The sequence below is a fragment of the Oribacterium sinus genome (assembly GCF_963553175.1).
Taxonomy (GTDB): domain Bacteria; phylum Bacillota; class Clostridia; order Lachnospirales; family Lachnospiraceae; genus Oribacterium; species Oribacterium sinus_B.
In genome coordinates this window covers 65399-81961 of the sequence record NZ_CAUVME010000008.1, presented here as the reverse complement: position 1 = coordinate 81961, position 16563 = coordinate 65399, and the positions used below count along the sequence as shown (strand labels likewise).

General features: G+C 45.1%; 14 protein-coding genes. 12 read left to right on the top strand and 2 right to left on the bottom strand.

Annotated elements, in window-relative coordinates; genetic code table 11:
- Positions 1 to 371 precede the first annotated feature (371 nt).
- The 6 genes from RYO92_RS03705 (at position 372) to greA (ending at position 5123) form a co-directional block, all read left to right on the top strand.
- A complete protein-coding gene (locus tag RYO92_RS03705; protein ID WP_314670290.1) occupies positions 372 to 1001 on the top strand; it encodes a class I SAM-dependent methyltransferase in 630 nt (209 codons plus the stop codon).
- Between the two features lie 331 nt (positions 1002 to 1332).
- A complete protein-coding gene (locus RYO92_RS03700; RefSeq protein WP_315369525.1) occupies positions 1333 to 2655 on the top strand; it encodes a hemolysin family protein in 1323 nt (440 codons plus the stop codon).
- Positions 2656 to 2788: 133 nt separating this feature from the next.
- A complete protein-coding gene (locus RYO92_RS03695) occupies positions 2789 to 3157 on the top strand; it encodes a FeoB-associated Cys-rich membrane protein (RefSeq protein ID WP_314833712.1) in 369 nt (122 codons plus the stop codon).
- A 339-nt stretch (positions 3158 to 3496) separates the two neighbouring features.
- A complete protein-coding gene (locus tag RYO92_RS03690; protein ID WP_315369524.1) occupies positions 3497 to 4075 on the top strand; it encodes an NUDIX hydrolase in 579 nt (192 codons plus the stop codon).
- Entirely contained in the window at positions 4072 to 4602 is a 531-nt protein-coding gene (locus RYO92_RS03685; protein WP_304071238.1) for an adenine phosphoribosyltransferase, read from the top strand. Before RYO92_RS03690 ends, RYO92_RS03685 begins: the two co-directional genes overlap by 4 nt.
- 17 nt (positions 4603 to 4619) lie before the next feature.
- Positions 4620 to 5123, top strand: coding sequence for a transcription elongation factor GreA (gene greA, locus RYO92_RS03680; protein ID WP_304071235.1), 504 nt, complete (start codon positions 4620 to 4622; stop codon positions 5121 to 5123).
- Positions 5124 to 5299: 176 nt separating this feature from the next.
- Here greA and RYO92_RS03675 read toward each other — a convergent pair whose 3' ends face one another.
- Positions 5300 to 5761: a CBS domain-containing protein gene (locus tag RYO92_RS03675; RefSeq protein WP_304071232.1), complete on the bottom strand. Its 462-nt coding sequence runs from the start codon at positions 5759 to 5761 to the stop codon at positions 5300 to 5302.
- A gap of 326 nt (positions 5762 to 6087) precedes the next feature.
- Here RYO92_RS03675 and RYO92_RS03670 point away from each other — a divergent pair, with 326 nt between their 5' ends.
- From RYO92_RS03670 to RYO92_RS03645, 6 genes are all read left to right on the top strand, one after another.
- Positions 6088 to 8349 (top strand): RelA/SpoT family protein, encoded by a 2262-nt coding sequence (locus tag RYO92_RS03670; RefSeq protein ID WP_315369523.1) that lies wholly within the window; start codon positions 6088 to 6090, stop codon positions 8347 to 8349.
- 1 nt (position 8350) lies between these two features.
- Positions 8351 to 8983, top strand: coding sequence for an MBL fold metallo-hydrolase (locus RYO92_RS03665; protein WP_315365074.1), 633 nt, complete (start codon positions 8351 to 8353; stop codon positions 8981 to 8983).
- A 909-nt stretch (positions 8984 to 9892) separates the two neighbouring features.
- Complete coding sequence (nrdD, locus tag RYO92_RS03660) at positions 9893 to 12088, top strand: anaerobic ribonucleoside-triphosphate reductase (protein ID WP_315369522.1); 2196 nt, start codon at positions 9893 to 9895, stop codon at positions 12086 to 12088.
- A gap of 6 nt (positions 12089 to 12094) precedes the next feature.
- Positions 12095 to 12613, top strand: coding sequence for an anaerobic ribonucleoside-triphosphate reductase activating protein (nrdG, locus tag RYO92_RS03655; protein ID WP_315369521.1), 519 nt, complete (start codon positions 12095 to 12097; stop codon positions 12611 to 12613).
- A gap of 201 nt (positions 12614 to 12814) precedes the next feature.
- Positions 12815 to 13249, top strand: coding sequence for a hypothetical protein (locus RYO92_RS03650; protein ID WP_315365071.1), 435 nt, complete (start codon positions 12815 to 12817; stop codon positions 13247 to 13249).
- 163 nt (positions 13250 to 13412) lie between these two features.
- Entirely contained in the window at positions 13413 to 14552 is a 1140-nt protein-coding gene (locus RYO92_RS03645; protein ID WP_315365070.1) for a trans-sulfuration enzyme family protein, read from the top strand.
- Positions 14553 to 14857: 305 nt separating this feature from the next.
- Here RYO92_RS03645 and RYO92_RS03640 read toward each other — a convergent pair whose 3' ends face one another.
- Positions 14858 to 16324, bottom strand: a complete 1467-nt coding sequence (locus RYO92_RS03640) for a 4Fe-4S dicluster domain-containing protein (RefSeq protein WP_314670932.1) — start codon at positions 16322 to 16324, stop codon at positions 14858 to 14860.
- Positions 16325 to 16563 lie beyond the last annotated feature (239 nt).

Sequence of the window (16563 nt, the reverse complement as noted above, 5' to 3'; positions counted from 1 at the left end):
GGACAAGAATCCCGGCGGCTACTGCCATATCCCGCGCAGTTACTTTGATCTTCAGTAAAACAGCGCAGAAGAATCTGTGGATGAACTTCGGGTGAAGATCGGCGTTTTTGCATCAACTCGGCAGCTCTTAGATTCATTGCCTATGATGAACTTAGTATCTCTGAGTATCGTCAAAAGATTTACGAGTATTTTTATACAAGGTATAAAAATATCGCATAAGCTTCCCCCGTCCTTCCCCATCTCCCTGTTGACAAGCCTAGCTTTGTCCCATAAAATTAATTTTACGAATAAATTAAGACTTGCGAAGACGGACTAGAAAGAGAAAAGGGGATGCTAGGAGCAGGATTCCCCAAGATTTCAGGAGGAAGACAATGGGGCTTTTGCAGAATTTCTCGAAACCCAGAGGATTTTTTGGGAGAGTCATTAGCCTATTAATGAATTATGGAGAGCATGCCAAGTTGGGTCGCTGGGGCATGTCCTTTGTGGAATTGCCGATTCAGGCGGATATTTTGGATTTGGGCTGCGGGGGAGGCGGAAATCTGGAGCGTTGGTTGGAATGCTATCCGGATGCCCATGTCAGCGGCATCGATCATTCGCCGGTATCCGTTTCCATCGCCACAGGCTGGAATGAGAAGGCCATTTCACAGGACAGATGCGAGGTGATTTTAAGCGGAGTGAATAAGCTTCCCTTTCGAAACGACAGTTTTGATGCGATTTCCAGCTTTGAAAGCATTTACTTTTGGAAGAGTATGGACAAAGCTTTGGCAGAGGCGTATCGAGTTTTAAAGCCGGGAGGGGTACTTCTTTTGGCGGTTACCCATGATAAGGAAAGTAAGTGTTGTTCCATGATTAAGAAGATTCATGGTGTAAGACTTTATGATGAGGCGGAATTAAAGGCATATCTGGAAAATGCCGGTTTTCTGAAGTTTCGTTATATCCGGGCAAAGAAAAAGCCTTGGCGCATTGCTCTTTGCCGAAAGGGTATTCCGGTGGAACTATAGTACTTATCAAACGCCATGGAATTCATTGTAGAAGTAACTATGATATTCACGATGGAATAACCATCTCAAGCTGGTTTTCTCTCGGATTTGACAAAGTAGGGGAGATTCCGTATAATGCCTGTATTCTTTTCAGTTGAGGAAAGAGACAAGAAGGGGAAGAACATGGACGAAGACGGGGACGCGGATAACGGAAGTCCTAAGAATCATATAGCGAGAAGGTATAGTGTGTAGGACACGCTATACCTTTTTCTGCAGTTCATTTTTCGAGTATTCCCGGGAACGAAAACTATTCCAAGGATTTTGGAGTTAAGGAGGATTTTTAAACACAGCTATGCTTGGTCGAGTCATACTCTTGTTTGTACTGATTTTTATTAACGGATTCTTTTCCTGCGCGGAGATTGCAGTTTTGCAGGTGGGAGAGGGAAAAATAAGAAAGCTTGCAGAGGACGGAAGCATAAATGCAAAGCATCTTTTGAAGCTTGTAGAAGAGCCATCCCGATTTTTGTCCACCATTCAGGTGGCGATTACTCTGGCGGGATTTCTCTCCAGTGCCTTTGCGGCGGAGAGCTTTGCGGGATATTTGGACAAGCTTTTGGTAAAGCTGCCCATCCCCAATACGGAGAGCATGATGCACCCCCTTTCCATTGTACTGATTACCCTTCTTCTATCTTATATCAGTATTGTTTTCGGAGAGTTAGTGCCGAAGCGTCTGGCGCAAGTATATAAAGAGCCTATAGCGCTTTTCATTGCTCCGGTGTTACGGATTGTGTCCATCATTTCCATGCCCATCGTTTTCTTTCTTTCCGCATCCACCAATGCAGTGCTGAAGCTTTTGAAAATCGATCCGGAAAGAGATATCAATTCCGTTTCCGAGGAAGACATTTTGATGATGATTGATGAGGGAATGGAAAGCGGCATCTTTGAGTCCAGTGAAAATGAATGGATTCAAAATGTGTTCGAATTTAAGGATCTTACGGTGGAAGACGTTTGCACCCACAGAACCGATGTGGCCATGCTCTATATTGAGGATACGGATCGGCAGTGGAGACATACCATTCACGAAAACCGTTTTGCCAGCTACCCGATCTGCGGTGAGGACAATGACGATATTATCGGTGTCTTGAATACCAAGGATTATTTCCGCCTAAACGATTTAAGCAGACCGAATGTTATGCGGAATGCGGTGGATCGCCCCTTCTTCATTTCTCAGAATATGAAGGTTTCCGACCTTTTCAAAATCATGCAAAAGGAAAGAAAGTACTATGGGATAGTGCTGGATGAGTACGGCGGAATGACGGGAATTGTTACCCTCCACGACCTGATTGAGGCCTTGGTGGGGGACCTTCATGAGGAGGATGAGCTTCCGGAGCCAGAGCCTATTGAGCAGATTTCTGAAAATGAGTGGAGTATTCTCGGCTCCGCGGATTTGGAGGATGTGAATGAAGCCCTGAAGATTCATCTGGATTTAGAGGCTGCGGATACCTTCGGCGGCTATATCATGGGAATTATCGGTAGAGTACCGGAGGACGGATCCTCCTTGCACTTGGATACGGACGGTCTGAGTATCGATGTGGCGGAAATCAAGAACCACCGTATCGGAAAGACTATCGTACACAAGGAAGAGACGGAAGAGGAAGAAGAAAAGGAAAAATAAGACCCGTTGCATCACGATAGGAAAAATAAAATTTTTCAAAATTCCTTGACAGAAGAAAACAAGAGACTAAACTAAAGAAGTTAGACATAGCTAATGAATTTAAGCAAACTTGTTTTCAGAGAGGAAGAACAGCATGGGAAATTTTGTCATCTTGGCACTGGTAGGCGTAATTATCGTTTTTGCGGTAAGAAGTGTCATTAAAAGAGGAAAAAATGGTTGTTGCGGCGGAGGAGAATGCAGTGTGGATTCCGTAAAGGTTTCCGACAAGGTGGAAGGACATTATCCTTTTAAAGCCATAATTTCCGTAGACGATATGCATTGCGGAAACTGTAAGAAGAAGGTGGAAAATGCCTTAAATGCCATTTCCGGTGTCTGGGCTACGGTGGATTTAAGCAGTCATACAGCGGAAGTGCGGATGAAGGAAGAGCACAGCGAGGAAGAGCTTAGAGAGCATATCAACAAGGCAGGATACGGAGTTTCTAAGGTGGAGTTTTCCAAGTAAGATTACTGAAATTATTCTTTATAGGATTTTTCGGGGAGATTTTTTAAATGGACTTTCCGAATGGAATTTCAAATTTTTTTCCAAAGTGAAATTTCTTAATTGATTTTCCAAAAGGGTGAAGAGAGGAAGCGTTGTGTTTCCTTCTGTTCGCCTTTTTTTTCGTTTCTAAAGGGAGTTCTTTCGACATCCAAAGGGGGAGTTCTTTCGACATCCGAAGGGGGAAATCTTTTGTTAAATCATGGAGATATCCCTATAAGTATGTTAGAATAAAGAAGTTTGAGGGGAAAATCTTATAGAGAATTTCAAATCAAAATCTTTCGGAATAGGAGTGTTTGAAAGATGGAAGAAAAGAAAAAGCAGGAAGAGAAAAAAGAAGAGCTTCCGGTTCGTTTACTGGAACGAAAGCTTCGCTACAAGGGCTCGGTGCTGGAGGTCTATGAAGATACGGTGGATGTGTCCGGTCATGTGACTCACTGGGACTTTATTCATCATATAGGAGCTGCAGCGGTACTTCCGGTTTTAGAGGACGGAAGGCTTCTCATGGTTCGGCAATACCGTCATGCGCTGTCTCGTTTTACTCTGGAAATTCCGGCGGGAAAGCGGGATAGTGAGGAGGAAGACTTTCTTCTTTGTGCAAAGAGGGAGCTGGAGGAAGAAACTGGCTATAAGAGTGAGGCTTTAGAGCTTCTTCTTTGGGTCAATACCACGGTGGCCTTTTTGGATGAAAAGATTGCCATTTATCTTGCCAAGGATTTGAAGAAGGGACAGCAGTGCTTTGATGAAGATGAGGAGATCTTCTTGGAGGCTTGGGCGCTGGAGGACTTACTGAAATTGATTTCGGACGGAAAGATGACGGATAGCAAAACGGTTGCGGCCATTCATGCCTATGCTATAAAGAAGTTGAGGGGAGAACTATGAAAAGAGAGCATTTAGCAGATTATGTATTGTCCATTCCGGATTTTCCGGAGGAGGGAGTAATTTTCCGTGATATTACTTCTTTGATTCAGGATCCGGACGGATTGAAGGATTCCGTGGATGGATTAATCCGGTCTTTAAAGGATGTGGATTTTGATCTTGTCATCGGTCTGGAGAGTCGGGGCTTTATCTTCGGAACCGCCATCGCCTATGAGTTGCATAAGGGCTTTGTGCCGGTACGTAAGAAGGGAAAGCTGCCCAGAGAGACGGAATCCATTGCCTATGATTTGGAGTATGGCAAGGCTGAGGTGGAGATTCACAAGGATGCCATTCAGAAGGGAACCAAGGTCGTGATTGTGGATGACTTAATCGCGACAGGAGGCACTTTGGAGGCGGCTTGCAAGCTGGTGGAGCGTCTTGGGGGAGAGGTAGCCAAGATTTCCGTGGTGATGGAGCTTGCCGGACTGGAAGGCAGAAAGAAGCTTGAAAAGTATTCCTTGGAATCCCTCATTTGCTACGAAGGAAAATAAAGCTTTAGGAGAATAGGATGAGTGAGGAATTAACCCGGGAGGATGTACGGAAAATCGAGGCGGAGATTCAGAAAAGAAAGCTGGAGATTCGCCCGAAGCTGATTGAGGCGGTGAAGGAGGCCAGAGCTCAGGGAGACCTGTCGGAAAACTTTGAATATTATGCCGCAAAGAAAGAGAAGAATCAAAATGAATCCCGGATTCGTTATTTGGAGCGGGTATTAAAGTTTGCCAAAGTGATTTCCACACAGTCGGAAGAGGGCGTTGTGGGGATTAATGACACGGTGGTGGTGTATTTTCCGGAGGATGAAGAGGAAGAGTGTTATCGCCTGGTCACCTCCATTCGAGGACAGTCCCTGGAAGGAAGAATTTCCAACCAGTCTCCTTTAGGAAAGGCGCTGATGGGAAAGCGCGTAGGGGAAGAAGTGGAGGTTTTCCTGGAAGGGGGAAGCAGCTATACCGTTTTGATTCGCAGTATTGAAAAAACAGGAGAAAAAGAGGAAGAGGAAATCCGAAAGTTCTAGGATTTCCTCTTCCTTTTTTCTTAACGAGTATCGCTCGCATAGCATGCGGTATCTCGTTTTTACCGAGTGTTCCTCAGGTAGTATGCAATATCTTGTTTTACCGGGTGCCCCTCGGGTAGTATGCTATATCTCGTTTTTAACGAGTTTCCCTTTTTTTCCGCTCTGCTTCTTATGCTTTAGCCTGTTAGGGAGGCATCCTCCGCCATCAACATGGATTCTTCCTTATCCAAAGCCACAAAATCCGCATGACGGTACAGATAGTCCATCAAATCTCGACGTTTTACAATGCCGATAAAGTGTCCCAGATCATCCACCACCGGTACAAAGTTCTGGGTAAGAGAACGAGCTACCAGTCCCTCCATGGAACTGTTGATTCCCACCGCCTCAAAATGCTTCCGCATAGGGATGTCCTTTACCAGTACCTTTTCCGCCTCTTTCAAATCCAGATTCAGTTGGTTTTTAATTTCCCAAAGAAGATCCCCTTCCGTCAGGGTGCCGGCAAATTTTCCGTCTTTACTTAATACGGGAATGGCTGAATACCGGTGAAACTCCATTTTCTCCAAGGTATTTCTTAAACTGTCTTCTTCCTTTACGTATGCCACGTCACATTTTGGAGTAAGAAAGAAAAGTATATTCATGCTGAGGGACCTCCTGTCATTTTCTGCTCATAGAAAGGGACAAAAAGAAAATATCCTTTTGCCCAAGGTAGTATATCGGCAAGAAAGAAAAAGTGTATGAATTTTTCTCTATAATTTTGTAAAAAAAGAAGAATACTTATACATTTTCATCTTATACCGATAGTACTATATTTCTTGTTTCTACTATAAAAAAAAGATATGTACGAATTGTGACAGGCTTATTAAAACTTCCTGCAAATAAAGGCTTAAATTTTTTGAAAAACTCGATTTTGACAAGGAAGAGGAGACAGGGTAGAATACAAGAATAGTGACAGATTGGAGTAAGTATGACAGATAAAAAGGAAGACAAGCCCTTAGAGAGACCAAGGGATAATACCCCTCCTGAGGAGCTTTTAAAGATACTTTTGGCAAATGTTCGTTCCTACCATCCTTCAGACGACCTTTCCATGATTGAAAAGGCCTATGAGGTGGCGAAGGAACAGCACAAGGACCAGAAGAGAAAGTCGGGAGAACCCTATATTATTCATCCCCTCTGTGTAGCCATCATTTTGTCCGACCTGGAAATGGATAAAGAAACCATTGCGGCGGGACTCTTACATGATGTGGTGGAAGACACGGGGATGAGCCTTAAGCAGGTAGAGGAAATGTTCAATCCGGACGTTGCCGTACTTGTGGACGGGGTTACCAAGCTGACCCAGTTAAATCTAAATACCGATAAAGTTGAATTGCAGGCGGAGAATCTCAGAAAGATGTTTGTATCCATGGCCAAGGATATCCGGGTTATCATCATCAAGCTGGCGGATCGCTTGCATAATTTGCGTACTTTGGAATACCAGAGTCCGGAGAAACGAAAGGAAAAGGCCAGAGAGTCCCTGGAGATTTATTCTCCTTTGGCGGATCGTCTGGGTATCAGCAAGATTAAGATTGAGATGGACGACCTGTCCTTGAAATACTTGGAGCCGGAGGTGTATTACGATCTGGCGGAGAAGGTACATTTTAAAAGAGAGGTTCGGGAAGAGCGAATCGACAAGATTGTGCAGGAGGTGCGGGAGCATATCGAAGAGTCCGGCATCAGAGCCAATATTAAAGGGCGAATCAAGCACTTCTTCTCTATTTACAAGAAGATGGTAAACCAGAACAAGACCATAGACCAGATCTATGATTTGTTTGCCATCCGCATTATCGTGGATACGGTAAAGGACTGTTATGCGGTGCTGGGCTTTATTCACAAGCTCTATACCCCGATTCCCGGGCGCTTTAAGGATTATATCGCTATGCCTAAGCCCAATATGTACCAGTCTCTTCATACCACGGTAATCGGACGGGACGGAGTGCCCTTTGAGATTCAGATTCGTACCTTTGAAATGCATAGAACCGCGGAGTTCGGTATTGCCGCCCACTGGAAGTACAAGGAAGAAGGCGGCTCTGAGAATAAGGCCACCGAAACCGAGATGACGAAAATGAAGTGGCTCAGCGAAATTCTGGAGTGGCAGAAGGATGAGTCCGACTCCAAGGAATTTATGAAGATGGTAAAGTCCGACCTTTCCCTCTTCAATGAAAGTGTGTACTGCTTTACCCCCACGGGAGATGTGAAGAATCTTCCTGCGGGCTCCACCCCTATTGACTTTGCCTATTCCATCCATTCCGCTGTAGGAAATAAGATGGTGGGAGCCAAGGTCAACGATAAGCTGGTGCCCATTGAATATGTGCTCCATAACGGAGACAGAGTGGATATTATTACCAGCCAAAACTCCAGAGGACCTTCCAGAGACTGGCTGAAAATCGTGAAGTCCACCCAGGCGAAAAACAAGATTAATCAGTGGTTCCGTCACGAGCAGAAGGATGAAAATATTGACCGTGGTAAGGATCTTCTGGAACGCTATGTGAAAAGTAAGGGGCTGAATCTTCCGGACCTTACCAAACCGGAGTATGTGGAGGCGGTGCTTCGCCGGTATAGCTACAGGGATTGGGAAAGCGTTTTGGCCGGTGTAGGTCGAGGCGGTATTAAGGAGTCTCAGGTTATTTCCAAACTTTTGGATTCCAAACAAAAGGCGGAAAGCAAGACGGTGGACGACAAGACCATTTTGCAAAACATCGGGGAAATGACCAATAAGCCGGAGGTTATCCGAAGAGCCAAATCCGGTATTGTGGTGAAGGGAATCCATGATTTGGCAGTGCGTTACGCAAAGTGCTGTAATCCCGTGCCGGGAGATGAAATTGTGGGCTTCGTGACCAGAGGTCGAGGCATTACCATTCACTGTACCGACTGTATCAATATGATGAACCTTCCGGAAGCGGAACGGAAAAGAATGATTGATGCGGAATGGCAGAGAGGACCGGAGCAGGAAAGCTATGCTACGGAGCTTACCATTTATGCCAATAACCGTATGGGACAGATTGTGGACATTTCCAAGGTTCTTACAGACAATAAGATTGACATCAGCAGTATGAATTCCCGAACCGCGAAGAATGGTAAGGCCACCATTAATATCAGCTTTGAAATTAAGAGTAGAGAAGAGCTGAATGATATTATCGGAAAGCTGAAGAAGATTCAGGGAATTATAGAGATAGAAAGGGCAAAGGGGTAAGATGTTTAATATACGAAGCCTGACTGTAGGCATTGTGGCAACAAACTGTTATCTGGTTTGGAATAAGGCGACAAGAGAAGGGGTTTTAATTGACCCGGGAGATGAGGCGGAGCGGATTTGCTCCGCCATTGCGGAAGAAAGAGTGAATTTAAAGGCTATTCTTTTAACCCACGGTCATTTTGACCATATCCTTGTGGCAGAAGAGTTGAAGGAAAAGTACGAGGTGCCCTTATATGCCTCAAAGGATGAAAAGGAAATGCTGGAAAATCCCCAGTGGAACCTTTCCGGCATGGATGAGGGCGTGACAATTACAGAGTATATTCCGGTACAGGACGGAGATAAGCTGGAGCTTTTGGGAAAGGAATGGCAGGTCATTTCCACCCCGGGACACACCAAGGGTTCGGTATGTTACTTTGTACCGGGGGAAATTCCTTATCTTTTTAGCGGAGATACCCTTTTCTATGAATCCTACGGACGAACCGACCTTTATGGCGGTTCCGAGGCGGAGATTAAGAAAAGCATTAAAGAAAAGCTATTTTGCCTGCCCGATGAAACCCTGGTTTATCCGGGACATGAAGAAGCAACTACTATTGCCAATGAGAAGCAGTATAATCCGGTGAATTTTATGAGGTAAAGAAGGCGAAGTGAAAGGCCATGGAACGCTTCCCACAGGATAGGAGAAAACCGGGGCACGCTCCCGCTAACCTCGCCACGTAGGGGTACTAAGCTTTTACAAGACAAAAGCTAAGTACCCACGGGCTCAGATTGCCCCTGTTTTCCCCTATCCTGCGGGAAGCTACGGGCCTTGCTCTTCGGGAGGATAAGGCGAAGTGAATGGGACATTGCCATAAAATCGTTGTAACTCTAGTAAAAGAAATTAAAATACAATAAAAATGAAAAGCTGTTGTGTTTCTAAAGATGCTTAGAGCACAATGGCTTTTTTGTTATCTGACTTCCGGTGTAGAACCATCTAAAGTTCGAAGGAATCCTTTTCCGTTCTTTTCTAAAATGCAATAGGCATTTTGACGAATTTTTATTTCATGAAAAAATGGCATGGAAAATGGAGGGTTTTCCTTGCATTCGCCTTGCTTTTTGGAGGGGGAGGGGACAGGCGGGGGAATCTGAGCCCGTCGGCACTTGCGAAAAACAAATGCAATGCCGTTTTTCGCTTAGTGCTCGCTACAGGGCGAAGTTAGCGGGAGCGTGCCCGGCCTGTCCCCTCCACCTCTTAAAAAGCAAGCCTTACATCCCTCTTTTTCCATCTGCTTTCACCTTCAGAAAATTTGTGAAAATGCCTATTGAATATCCCCTTCCTTTGTCGTATGATTGAGAGGCTTTCACAAGATATTGTGTTTTCGTGATAAGAATGTTCTATATCGTGTTGGTTTTTTGGACAGGATAGAGTACAAGAAAAGCTTGAAAAGTCTTGACTTTTTGAGCTTTTTTGCTGGAAAAGAGGGAAAATTAAATAAAAAGAATGGAGTGTTTTCTGTTGTAAAAACAAACTTCGATTCTTTCAAAAAGGCAATGGATGGGGGTTAAGATGGACAAGGAACTTTTGATTATGACCAATGTGATTAAGAGAAATGGCAAGGAGGTCAAGTTTGACATTTATAAAATCATCCATGCCATGGAGAAGGCCAATAAAGAGGTTGCTCCTGTCTATCAGATGAACGAGTATCAGATTCAGGCTGCTGCGGAGACGGTGGCAAAGAAGATTCAGGCCTCCAGTCACGCGGTGAATGTGGAGGATATTCAGGACATGGTGGAAACCGCCATCATGGAAATGAGAGCCTACGAGGTAGCCCAGAAGTATGTGCGTTATCGTTATAAGAGAGAGATGGCAAGAAAAGCCAACTCCACCGATGAGGATATTCTGGCATTGATTGATCAGGCAAATGAAGAGTTAAAGCAGGAGAACTCCAATAAAAACCCTGTCATTAACAGTACCCAAAGAGACTATATGGCGGGAGAGGTTTCCAAGGATTTAACCAGAAGACTTTTGCTTCCGGAGGATATTGTAAAGGCTCATGAGGAGGGAGTGATTCACTTCCATGATTCCGATTACTATGCCCAGAAAGAGCATAACTGTGACTTAATCAATCTGGAGGATATGTTGCAAAACGGCACCGTAATTTCCGAAACCATGATTGAAAAGCCCCACAGCTTCTTCACTGCCTGCAATGTAACCACCCAGATTGTGGCTCAGGTGGCTTCCAACCAGTATGGCGGACAGTCCTTTACCCTTTCTCACTTAGCTCCCTTTGTGGATATTTCCAGACAGAAGATTCGGGAAGCGGTTATTGCGGAAAGAAACGAAACCGGCGAGAGCATGGATGAGGACATCATTACAAAAATTGTAAATCGCCGTCTGAAGGAAGAAATTAAGAGCGGAATCCAGACCATCCAATATCAGCTGATTACCTTGATGACCTGTAACGGACAGGCTCCCTTTGTGACCATGTTTATGTATTTGGATGAAGTTCCTGAAGGGAAGACTCGAGAGGATTTGGCTCTCATTATCGAGGAAGTGCTTCGTCAGAGAATGCAGGGGGTAAAGAACGAAAAGGGTGTTTGGATTACCCCGGCCTTCCCCAAGCTGATTTACGTTTTGGATGAGGACAATATAACAGAAGATGCGCCTTACTATCATTTGACCAAGCTTGCGGCACAGTGCACCGCAAAGCGTATGGTTCCGGACTACATTTCCGCAAAGATTATGCGGGAGTACAAGGGGGGCGATGTTTATCCCTGTATGGGTTGCCGCTCCTTCTTGACCGAAGACAAGGAAGGCTTAGGAGAAAATGGTGCCCACAAGTACTACGGTCGTTTTAATCAGGGTGTGGTAACCATCAACCTGGTGGACGTGGCTTGTTCCTCCCAGGGAAATATGGATGCCTTCTGGCAGATTTTAGAGGAAAGACTGGAGCTTTGTCATAAGGCTTTACGGCTTCGTCATGAGAGACTTTTGGGAACGGTTTCCGATGTGGCGCCGATTTTATGGCAGCACGGTGCCTTGGCAAGACTTAAGAAGGGCGAGAAGATTGACAAGCTGCTTTACAACAACTACAGCACCATTTCTTTGGGCTATGCAGGTCTTTATGAGATGTGCGTACGGATGCTTGGAAAGTCTCATACCACGGAGGAAGGCAGAGAATTTTCCTTAAAGGTTATGGAAAAGTTGAATGATTCCTGCAAGAAGTGGAGAGAGGCGGAAAATATCAGCTACTCCGTTTACGGAACCCCCATGGAGTCCACAACCTATAAATTTGCGAAGGCCTTAAAGAAGCGTTTCGGAACCATTCCCGGTGTTACGGACAAGAACTACATTACCAATTCCTACCATGTGCATGTTTCCGAGAAGATTGATGCCTTCTCCAAGCTGGCCTTTGAGGCGGATTTCCAGAAGCTTTCTCCGGGAGGAGCCATCAGCTATGTGGAGGTTCCCAATATGCAGAACAATATTTCGGCGGTTTTAAGCCTGATGCATTTTATCTATGAAAATATCATGTATGCGGAGTTAAATACCAAGTCTGACTATTGCTGTGCCTGCGGTTATGACGGGGAGATTCAGATTATTGAGGACCAGTACGGAAAGCTCCAGTGGCGTTGCCCCAACTGCGGAAATGAGAATCAGGAGCAGCTGTCTGTAGCCAGAAGAACCTGCGGCTATATCGGCACCCAGTTCTGGAATCAGGGCAGAACCCAGGAGATTAAGGACAGAGTGTTACATCTGTGAGGAAATATGCACTACGGAGAAATTAAATACTTTGACATTGCCAACGGCCCCGGCATCCGGGTGAGTCTTTTTGTCTCCGGCTGCCCCCATGCCTGTAAGGGTTGCTTTAATGAGGCTGCCTGGAATCCCTCCTTTGGAGAGCTTTTTACGGAGGAAGTGGAGGAAAGGATTTTGCAAGCCCTTGATAAAAAGGAAATTCAAGGCTTAACTCTCCTTGGAGGGGAGCCTTTGGTGCCGGAGAATCTACATGCCCTACTGCCGCTTCTTCGGAAAATGAAGGAGCGCCTTCCGGAGAAGGATCTTTGGTGCTTTAGCGGTTACCGCTATGAGGAGCTTATGCAAAGACAGGGCAGCGAGAAGGAAGAAATTTTGGAATTGTTTTCTCAGCTTTCCGTTCTGGTAGACGGCAAGTTTCATTTGGAAGAGAAGGATCTTAGGCTTCTCTTCCGGGGTTCCCGAAACCAGCGTTTGATATCCATACCGGAAACCCTGAAAAGCGGCAAGATTTTCCTGTATGCGGAGTAGAATGACGAATCTGCCTGCAGAGCATTTTTAGAAGAATCCTAGGAAAGCCTTAAAGAATTTGTTTATATTTCTTCCTCTTCTTCCTGTATAGTGAGAGTAAGAAAAGCTTTTGCTTTGTTTTTGTCGCATAAGAAAATAGCATATAGGAACATCAAAATTGATAAGTTCCTGTCGAATGCATAGAGCTCAAGGAGGTTGAAGATGAGAAAAAGAGGATTAGTACTGGTGGCGCTTTTGGCTATGGGAATTTTGGCTTGCGGAAAGAAGGCATCCACTACAGAGAGTAGCGCTGCAGCAACGACAGCGGAAGTAAAGACCGGCCAGGAGGGCGAAGAGAAGGAAAGTAAGGCTGCTACGGAAGCTGCCAAGGCAAAGGAGTCCACTACCGCTGAAACAAAGGGGAAGGAAGAAGGCGGCAAGGAAAAGAAGGATTTAACCGTGATTACGGGAACTATCACCGATGCAGCCATGAACAGTGTAAGCATTAAGGGAAATGACGGTAAGGACTATGAGCTGAACAAGATTGACAAGTCTGACATTTCCGGACTTTCTCAGGGCATTGAAATCGGAACCAAGGTGGAAGTAACCTTTGATAAGGATATGAATATTCTGTCTATGGTGGATCCGGGAAAATAAAGTTGTTATATTCAAAGCCAACAAAATCTATCCTTGCTATAGAATATAGCAATAACCAAATCTTAATATTTTGCATTATCCCTTTTTGCTTTTTTATGCTACAGTGTGCAGGAAAAGAAAAAAGGGATTTTTTTATCATAGAGGAAGAAAGAGGGAAAGAATTATGGCATATCATATCAGTACACGATGTCAACACTTGGAAGGACAGAATAAGGAGGAGCATTACGGGGCAATATCTTACCCCATTTACCCAAGCTCCGCCTTTATTCATCAAGAGGTAGGGGGAAAGAATCCCTACGACTATTCACGTTTGCAAAATCCCACCAGAGCCCAGCTGGAAAAGGTGGTAGCTTCTTTAGAGCATGGTACGGATTGCATTGCCCTATCCTCCGGGATTGCGGCATTGGCCTGTATTATGGAGCTTTTTCACCCGGGAGACCATATTTTAATTGATCGTGACCTATATGGCGGCTCCATTCGTTATTTTCGTGAGGTAAATGAGAAAAATGGTCTTCAGTTTTCCAGAGTATCTCTCCATGAGGATGGCTGGGAAAAGGAAGTTAAGGAGAATACCAAAGCCATTTTTCTGGAAAGTCCCACGAATCCCTGCATGAATGTAAATGATATAGAAGCGCTGGGGAAATTCTGTAAGGCACATAACTTGCTGTTGATTGTGGACAATACCTTCCTTTCTCCCTATTTTCAAAATCCTTTGGACTTGGGAGCAGATATCGTGCTACATAGCGGCACCAAGTTTCTATCCGGACACCATGATGCTATTGCAGGTTTCATTGTGGTAAAGGATGAGGCTCTTCAGGAAAGACTTCGCTTCCTGTTTAAGACCACCGGAGCGGGACTGGATGCCTTTGACAGCTGGCTGATTTTACGAGGCATCAAAACCTTAGCCATTCGTATGGAGAAGGCACAGGAAAACAGTCTGAAAATTGCGGAATTTTTAGAAAAACACCCGAAGGTCAAGAGAGTTTTATATCCGGGACTTCCCAATCATCCCGGTCATGAATTGATGAAGAAGCAGGCCAGAGGATTTGGCGCAATGATTTCCTTTGATGTGGAATCCGGTGAGGAAGCTAAAGAAATTTTAAAGAGAATTCAGCTGATATACTTTGCGGAATCCCTGGGAGGAACGGAAAGTCTTTTGACCTATCCCTTGACTCAAACGCACGCAGATGTGCCGAAGGAGATTTTGGCGGAAAACGGAATATACGAAACCACCCTGCGCCTGTCTGTAGGTATTGAGGATGCGGAGGATTTGATTTCGGATTTAAAGCAGGCGTTAGGATAAAAATGAAATATGCAGTATGGTCTTAAAAAGAAGCTGTAAAATAATATGCAGTATAGGTCTTAAACGGGGCACGCTCCCGCTAGCCTCGCCCTGCAGGGGTTCTAAGCTTTTACAAAACAAAAGCCAAGAACCCGCGGGCTCAGACTACCCCTTTTTCAGACCTATACTGCATATTCTGTTTAAAGCTTGTAGTATAGTTTCTTTTTCAAGACCATACTGCATATTCTGTACAGATGAGCCTTGCCGTTTCTTTTTAAGACCCCTACTGCATAATTTCTATTATAGCTCCTTTTTTCGATGCTTCTTTATTTATCCCGCATCATGCTGAACTTATCCATAGGATAGTTCTTCAAGTTATCCAATACCTTTCTGGTATCGGCTTCGTCCAAAAGACTTTGACGAGACCTCTTGATTTCATTTTCCGCCTTATGACGGGAAGGTCCGCCTACACATCCGCCTTCACAGGCCATACCCTCGATAAAGTCCTCAGGAAGCTTTCCGGCTTTTAGAAGAGAAAGGGCGGTAACGCATTCCTTTCCTCCGGAGCAGGCGCGAAGCTTGATATCGGTGGTATCTTCTCCTCTTTCCCGCATACATTCCATAACCGCATTGGCTACGCCGCCGGAGCTGGCAAAGTTCTTTCCCCAAAGAGATGCTTCCTGATAAGGGCTAACCTCTGCCTCCAACTGTACATCCTTGGAACGGAGCAGACTGCTGAATTCTCCAAAGGAGAGAACATAGTCCGCATTTCCCTCAATGCCCATTTCCTGGGACTCGGATTTCTTTGCCATACAGGGACCGATAAATACGGTTACACAGTCGGGATGAATGGCTTTCAAATAACGGGAAACCGCCGCCATAGGAGAAAGGGTCTCCGACATATTTTCATGGTACTGATCCGGGAAGTGTATCTTTAAAAGGTTAATGAAAGCAGGGCAGCAGGAGGTGGTCATTTTCTTTCCTTCTTTTCTGGCCTCTGACCATTCCAATGCCTCGTAGGCGGCAGTCATATCGCCACCCAGTCCAACCTCCACCATATCGGTAAAGCCGAGTTTCTTCAAAGCCACACGGATTGCGGACATGGAGATATCCTTACCGAACTGTCCCTCTGTGGCAGGGGCACACATGGCGTAAACTTCTTTTCCTTCCTTAATGGCGGAAATTACCTGCAAAAGATGGGTCTTTGTGGAAATCGCACCGAAGGGGCAGGAGTGTACGCACTGTCCGCAGCGGATGCAACGATTGTCATCAATAACGCAAAGACCGTTTTCATCGTAAGTAATAGCATTTACCGGACAGGGCTTTTTACAGGGACGGGTAAGCTGGGCAATGGCACTGTAGGGGCAGGCTGTTGCACACATTCCACATTCCTTACACTTCATAGGATCAATGTGGGCTCTTTGGTCTGTCATGGTAATGGCACCAAAGTGACAACTGTTCTGGCAGGCCTTACCTAAACAAAGACGGCAGTTATCCGTAACGGAATAGGAAGAAATAGGGCACTCCTCACAGGCAGGGTCGATAACCTGAATGACATTGCTGCTCTTTCTCTTCGGGCTGGCATCCTCATTACAAGCCAAACGAATACGCCAACGAAGAATTTCCCTTTCCTTATATACACAGCAACGGAAGGCGGCCTTCGGTCCCGGGGATAACTCCCGGATTAAGCCTTCCTTTGCTTCTTCCGTAACTTCTCCGTTCCATGCGATTCTTGCCAAGCCTTCAATTACACGGTGTTTGAGAGGGATAAAACCCTTGTCGTTTGTAACCATACTCTTTTCTCCTTACTTAGACTCTTTTCTATCCTCGGAGAAGCGCTCATTTCTCCGAGAAGTCAAACTCGTTAAAAGTATAACATAGTTTTTCTGTTTGGGGGATATACTTTCCCTTAGTACGAAAAAAAATACTGACAGACAAAAGCTTCCTGTGATGATATTTCTGTATTTTTATGGGCCGGTAAAGCAGATGCAATCCGAGTCCGGATTTCTTTCCATCAGCTTTCTGACTCTCT

Excerpts from the sequence above, each read along its gene's own strand:
- RYO92_RS03705 (WP_314670290.1), top strand. The coding sequence starts at position 372 with ATGGGGCTTTTGCAGAATTTCTCGAAACCCAGAGGATTTTTTGGGAGA.
- RYO92_RS03700 (WP_315369525.1), top strand. The coding sequence starts at position 1,333 with ATGCTTGGTCGAGTCATACTCTTGTTTGTACTGATTTTTATTAACGGA.
- RYO92_RS03695 (WP_314833712.1), top strand. The coding sequence starts at position 2,789 with ATGGGAAATTTTGTCATCTTGGCACTGGTAGGCGTAATTATCGTTTTT.
- RYO92_RS03690 (WP_315369524.1), top strand. The coding sequence starts at position 3,497 with ATGGAAGAAAAGAAAAAGCAGGAAGAGAAAAAAGAAGAGCTTCCGGTT.
- RYO92_RS03685 (WP_304071238.1), top strand. The coding sequence starts at position 4,072 with ATGAAAAGAGAGCATTTAGCAGATTATGTATTGTCCATTCCGGATTTT.
- greA (WP_304071235.1), top strand. The coding sequence starts at position 4,620 with ATGAGTGAGGAATTAACCCGGGAGGATGTACGGAAAATCGAGGCGGAG.
- RYO92_RS03675 (WP_304071232.1), bottom strand. The coding sequence starts at position 5,761 with ATGAATATACTTTTCTTTCTTACTCCAAAATGTGACGTGGCATACGTA.
- RYO92_RS03670 (WP_315369523.1), top strand. The coding sequence starts at position 6,088 with ATGACAGATAAAAAGGAAGACAAGCCCTTAGAGAGACCAAGGGATAAT.
- RYO92_RS03665 (WP_315365074.1), top strand. The coding sequence starts at position 8,351 with ATGTTTAATATACGAAGCCTGACTGTAGGCATTGTGGCAACAAACTGT.
- nrdD (WP_315369522.1), top strand. The coding sequence starts at position 9,893 with ATGGACAAGGAACTTTTGATTATGACCAATGTGATTAAGAGAAATGGC.
- nrdG (WP_315369521.1), top strand. The coding sequence starts at position 12,095 with ATGCACTACGGAGAAATTAAATACTTTGACATTGCCAACGGCCCCGGC.
- RYO92_RS03650 (WP_315365071.1), top strand. The coding sequence starts at position 12,815 with ATGAGAAAAAGAGGATTAGTACTGGTGGCGCTTTTGGCTATGGGAATT.
- RYO92_RS03645 (WP_315365070.1), top strand. The coding sequence starts at position 13,413 with ATGGCATATCATATCAGTACACGATGTCAACACTTGGAAGGACAGAAT.
- RYO92_RS03640 (WP_314670932.1), bottom strand. The coding sequence starts at position 16,324 with ATGGTTACAAACGACAAGGGTTTTATCCCTCTCAAACACCGTGTAATT.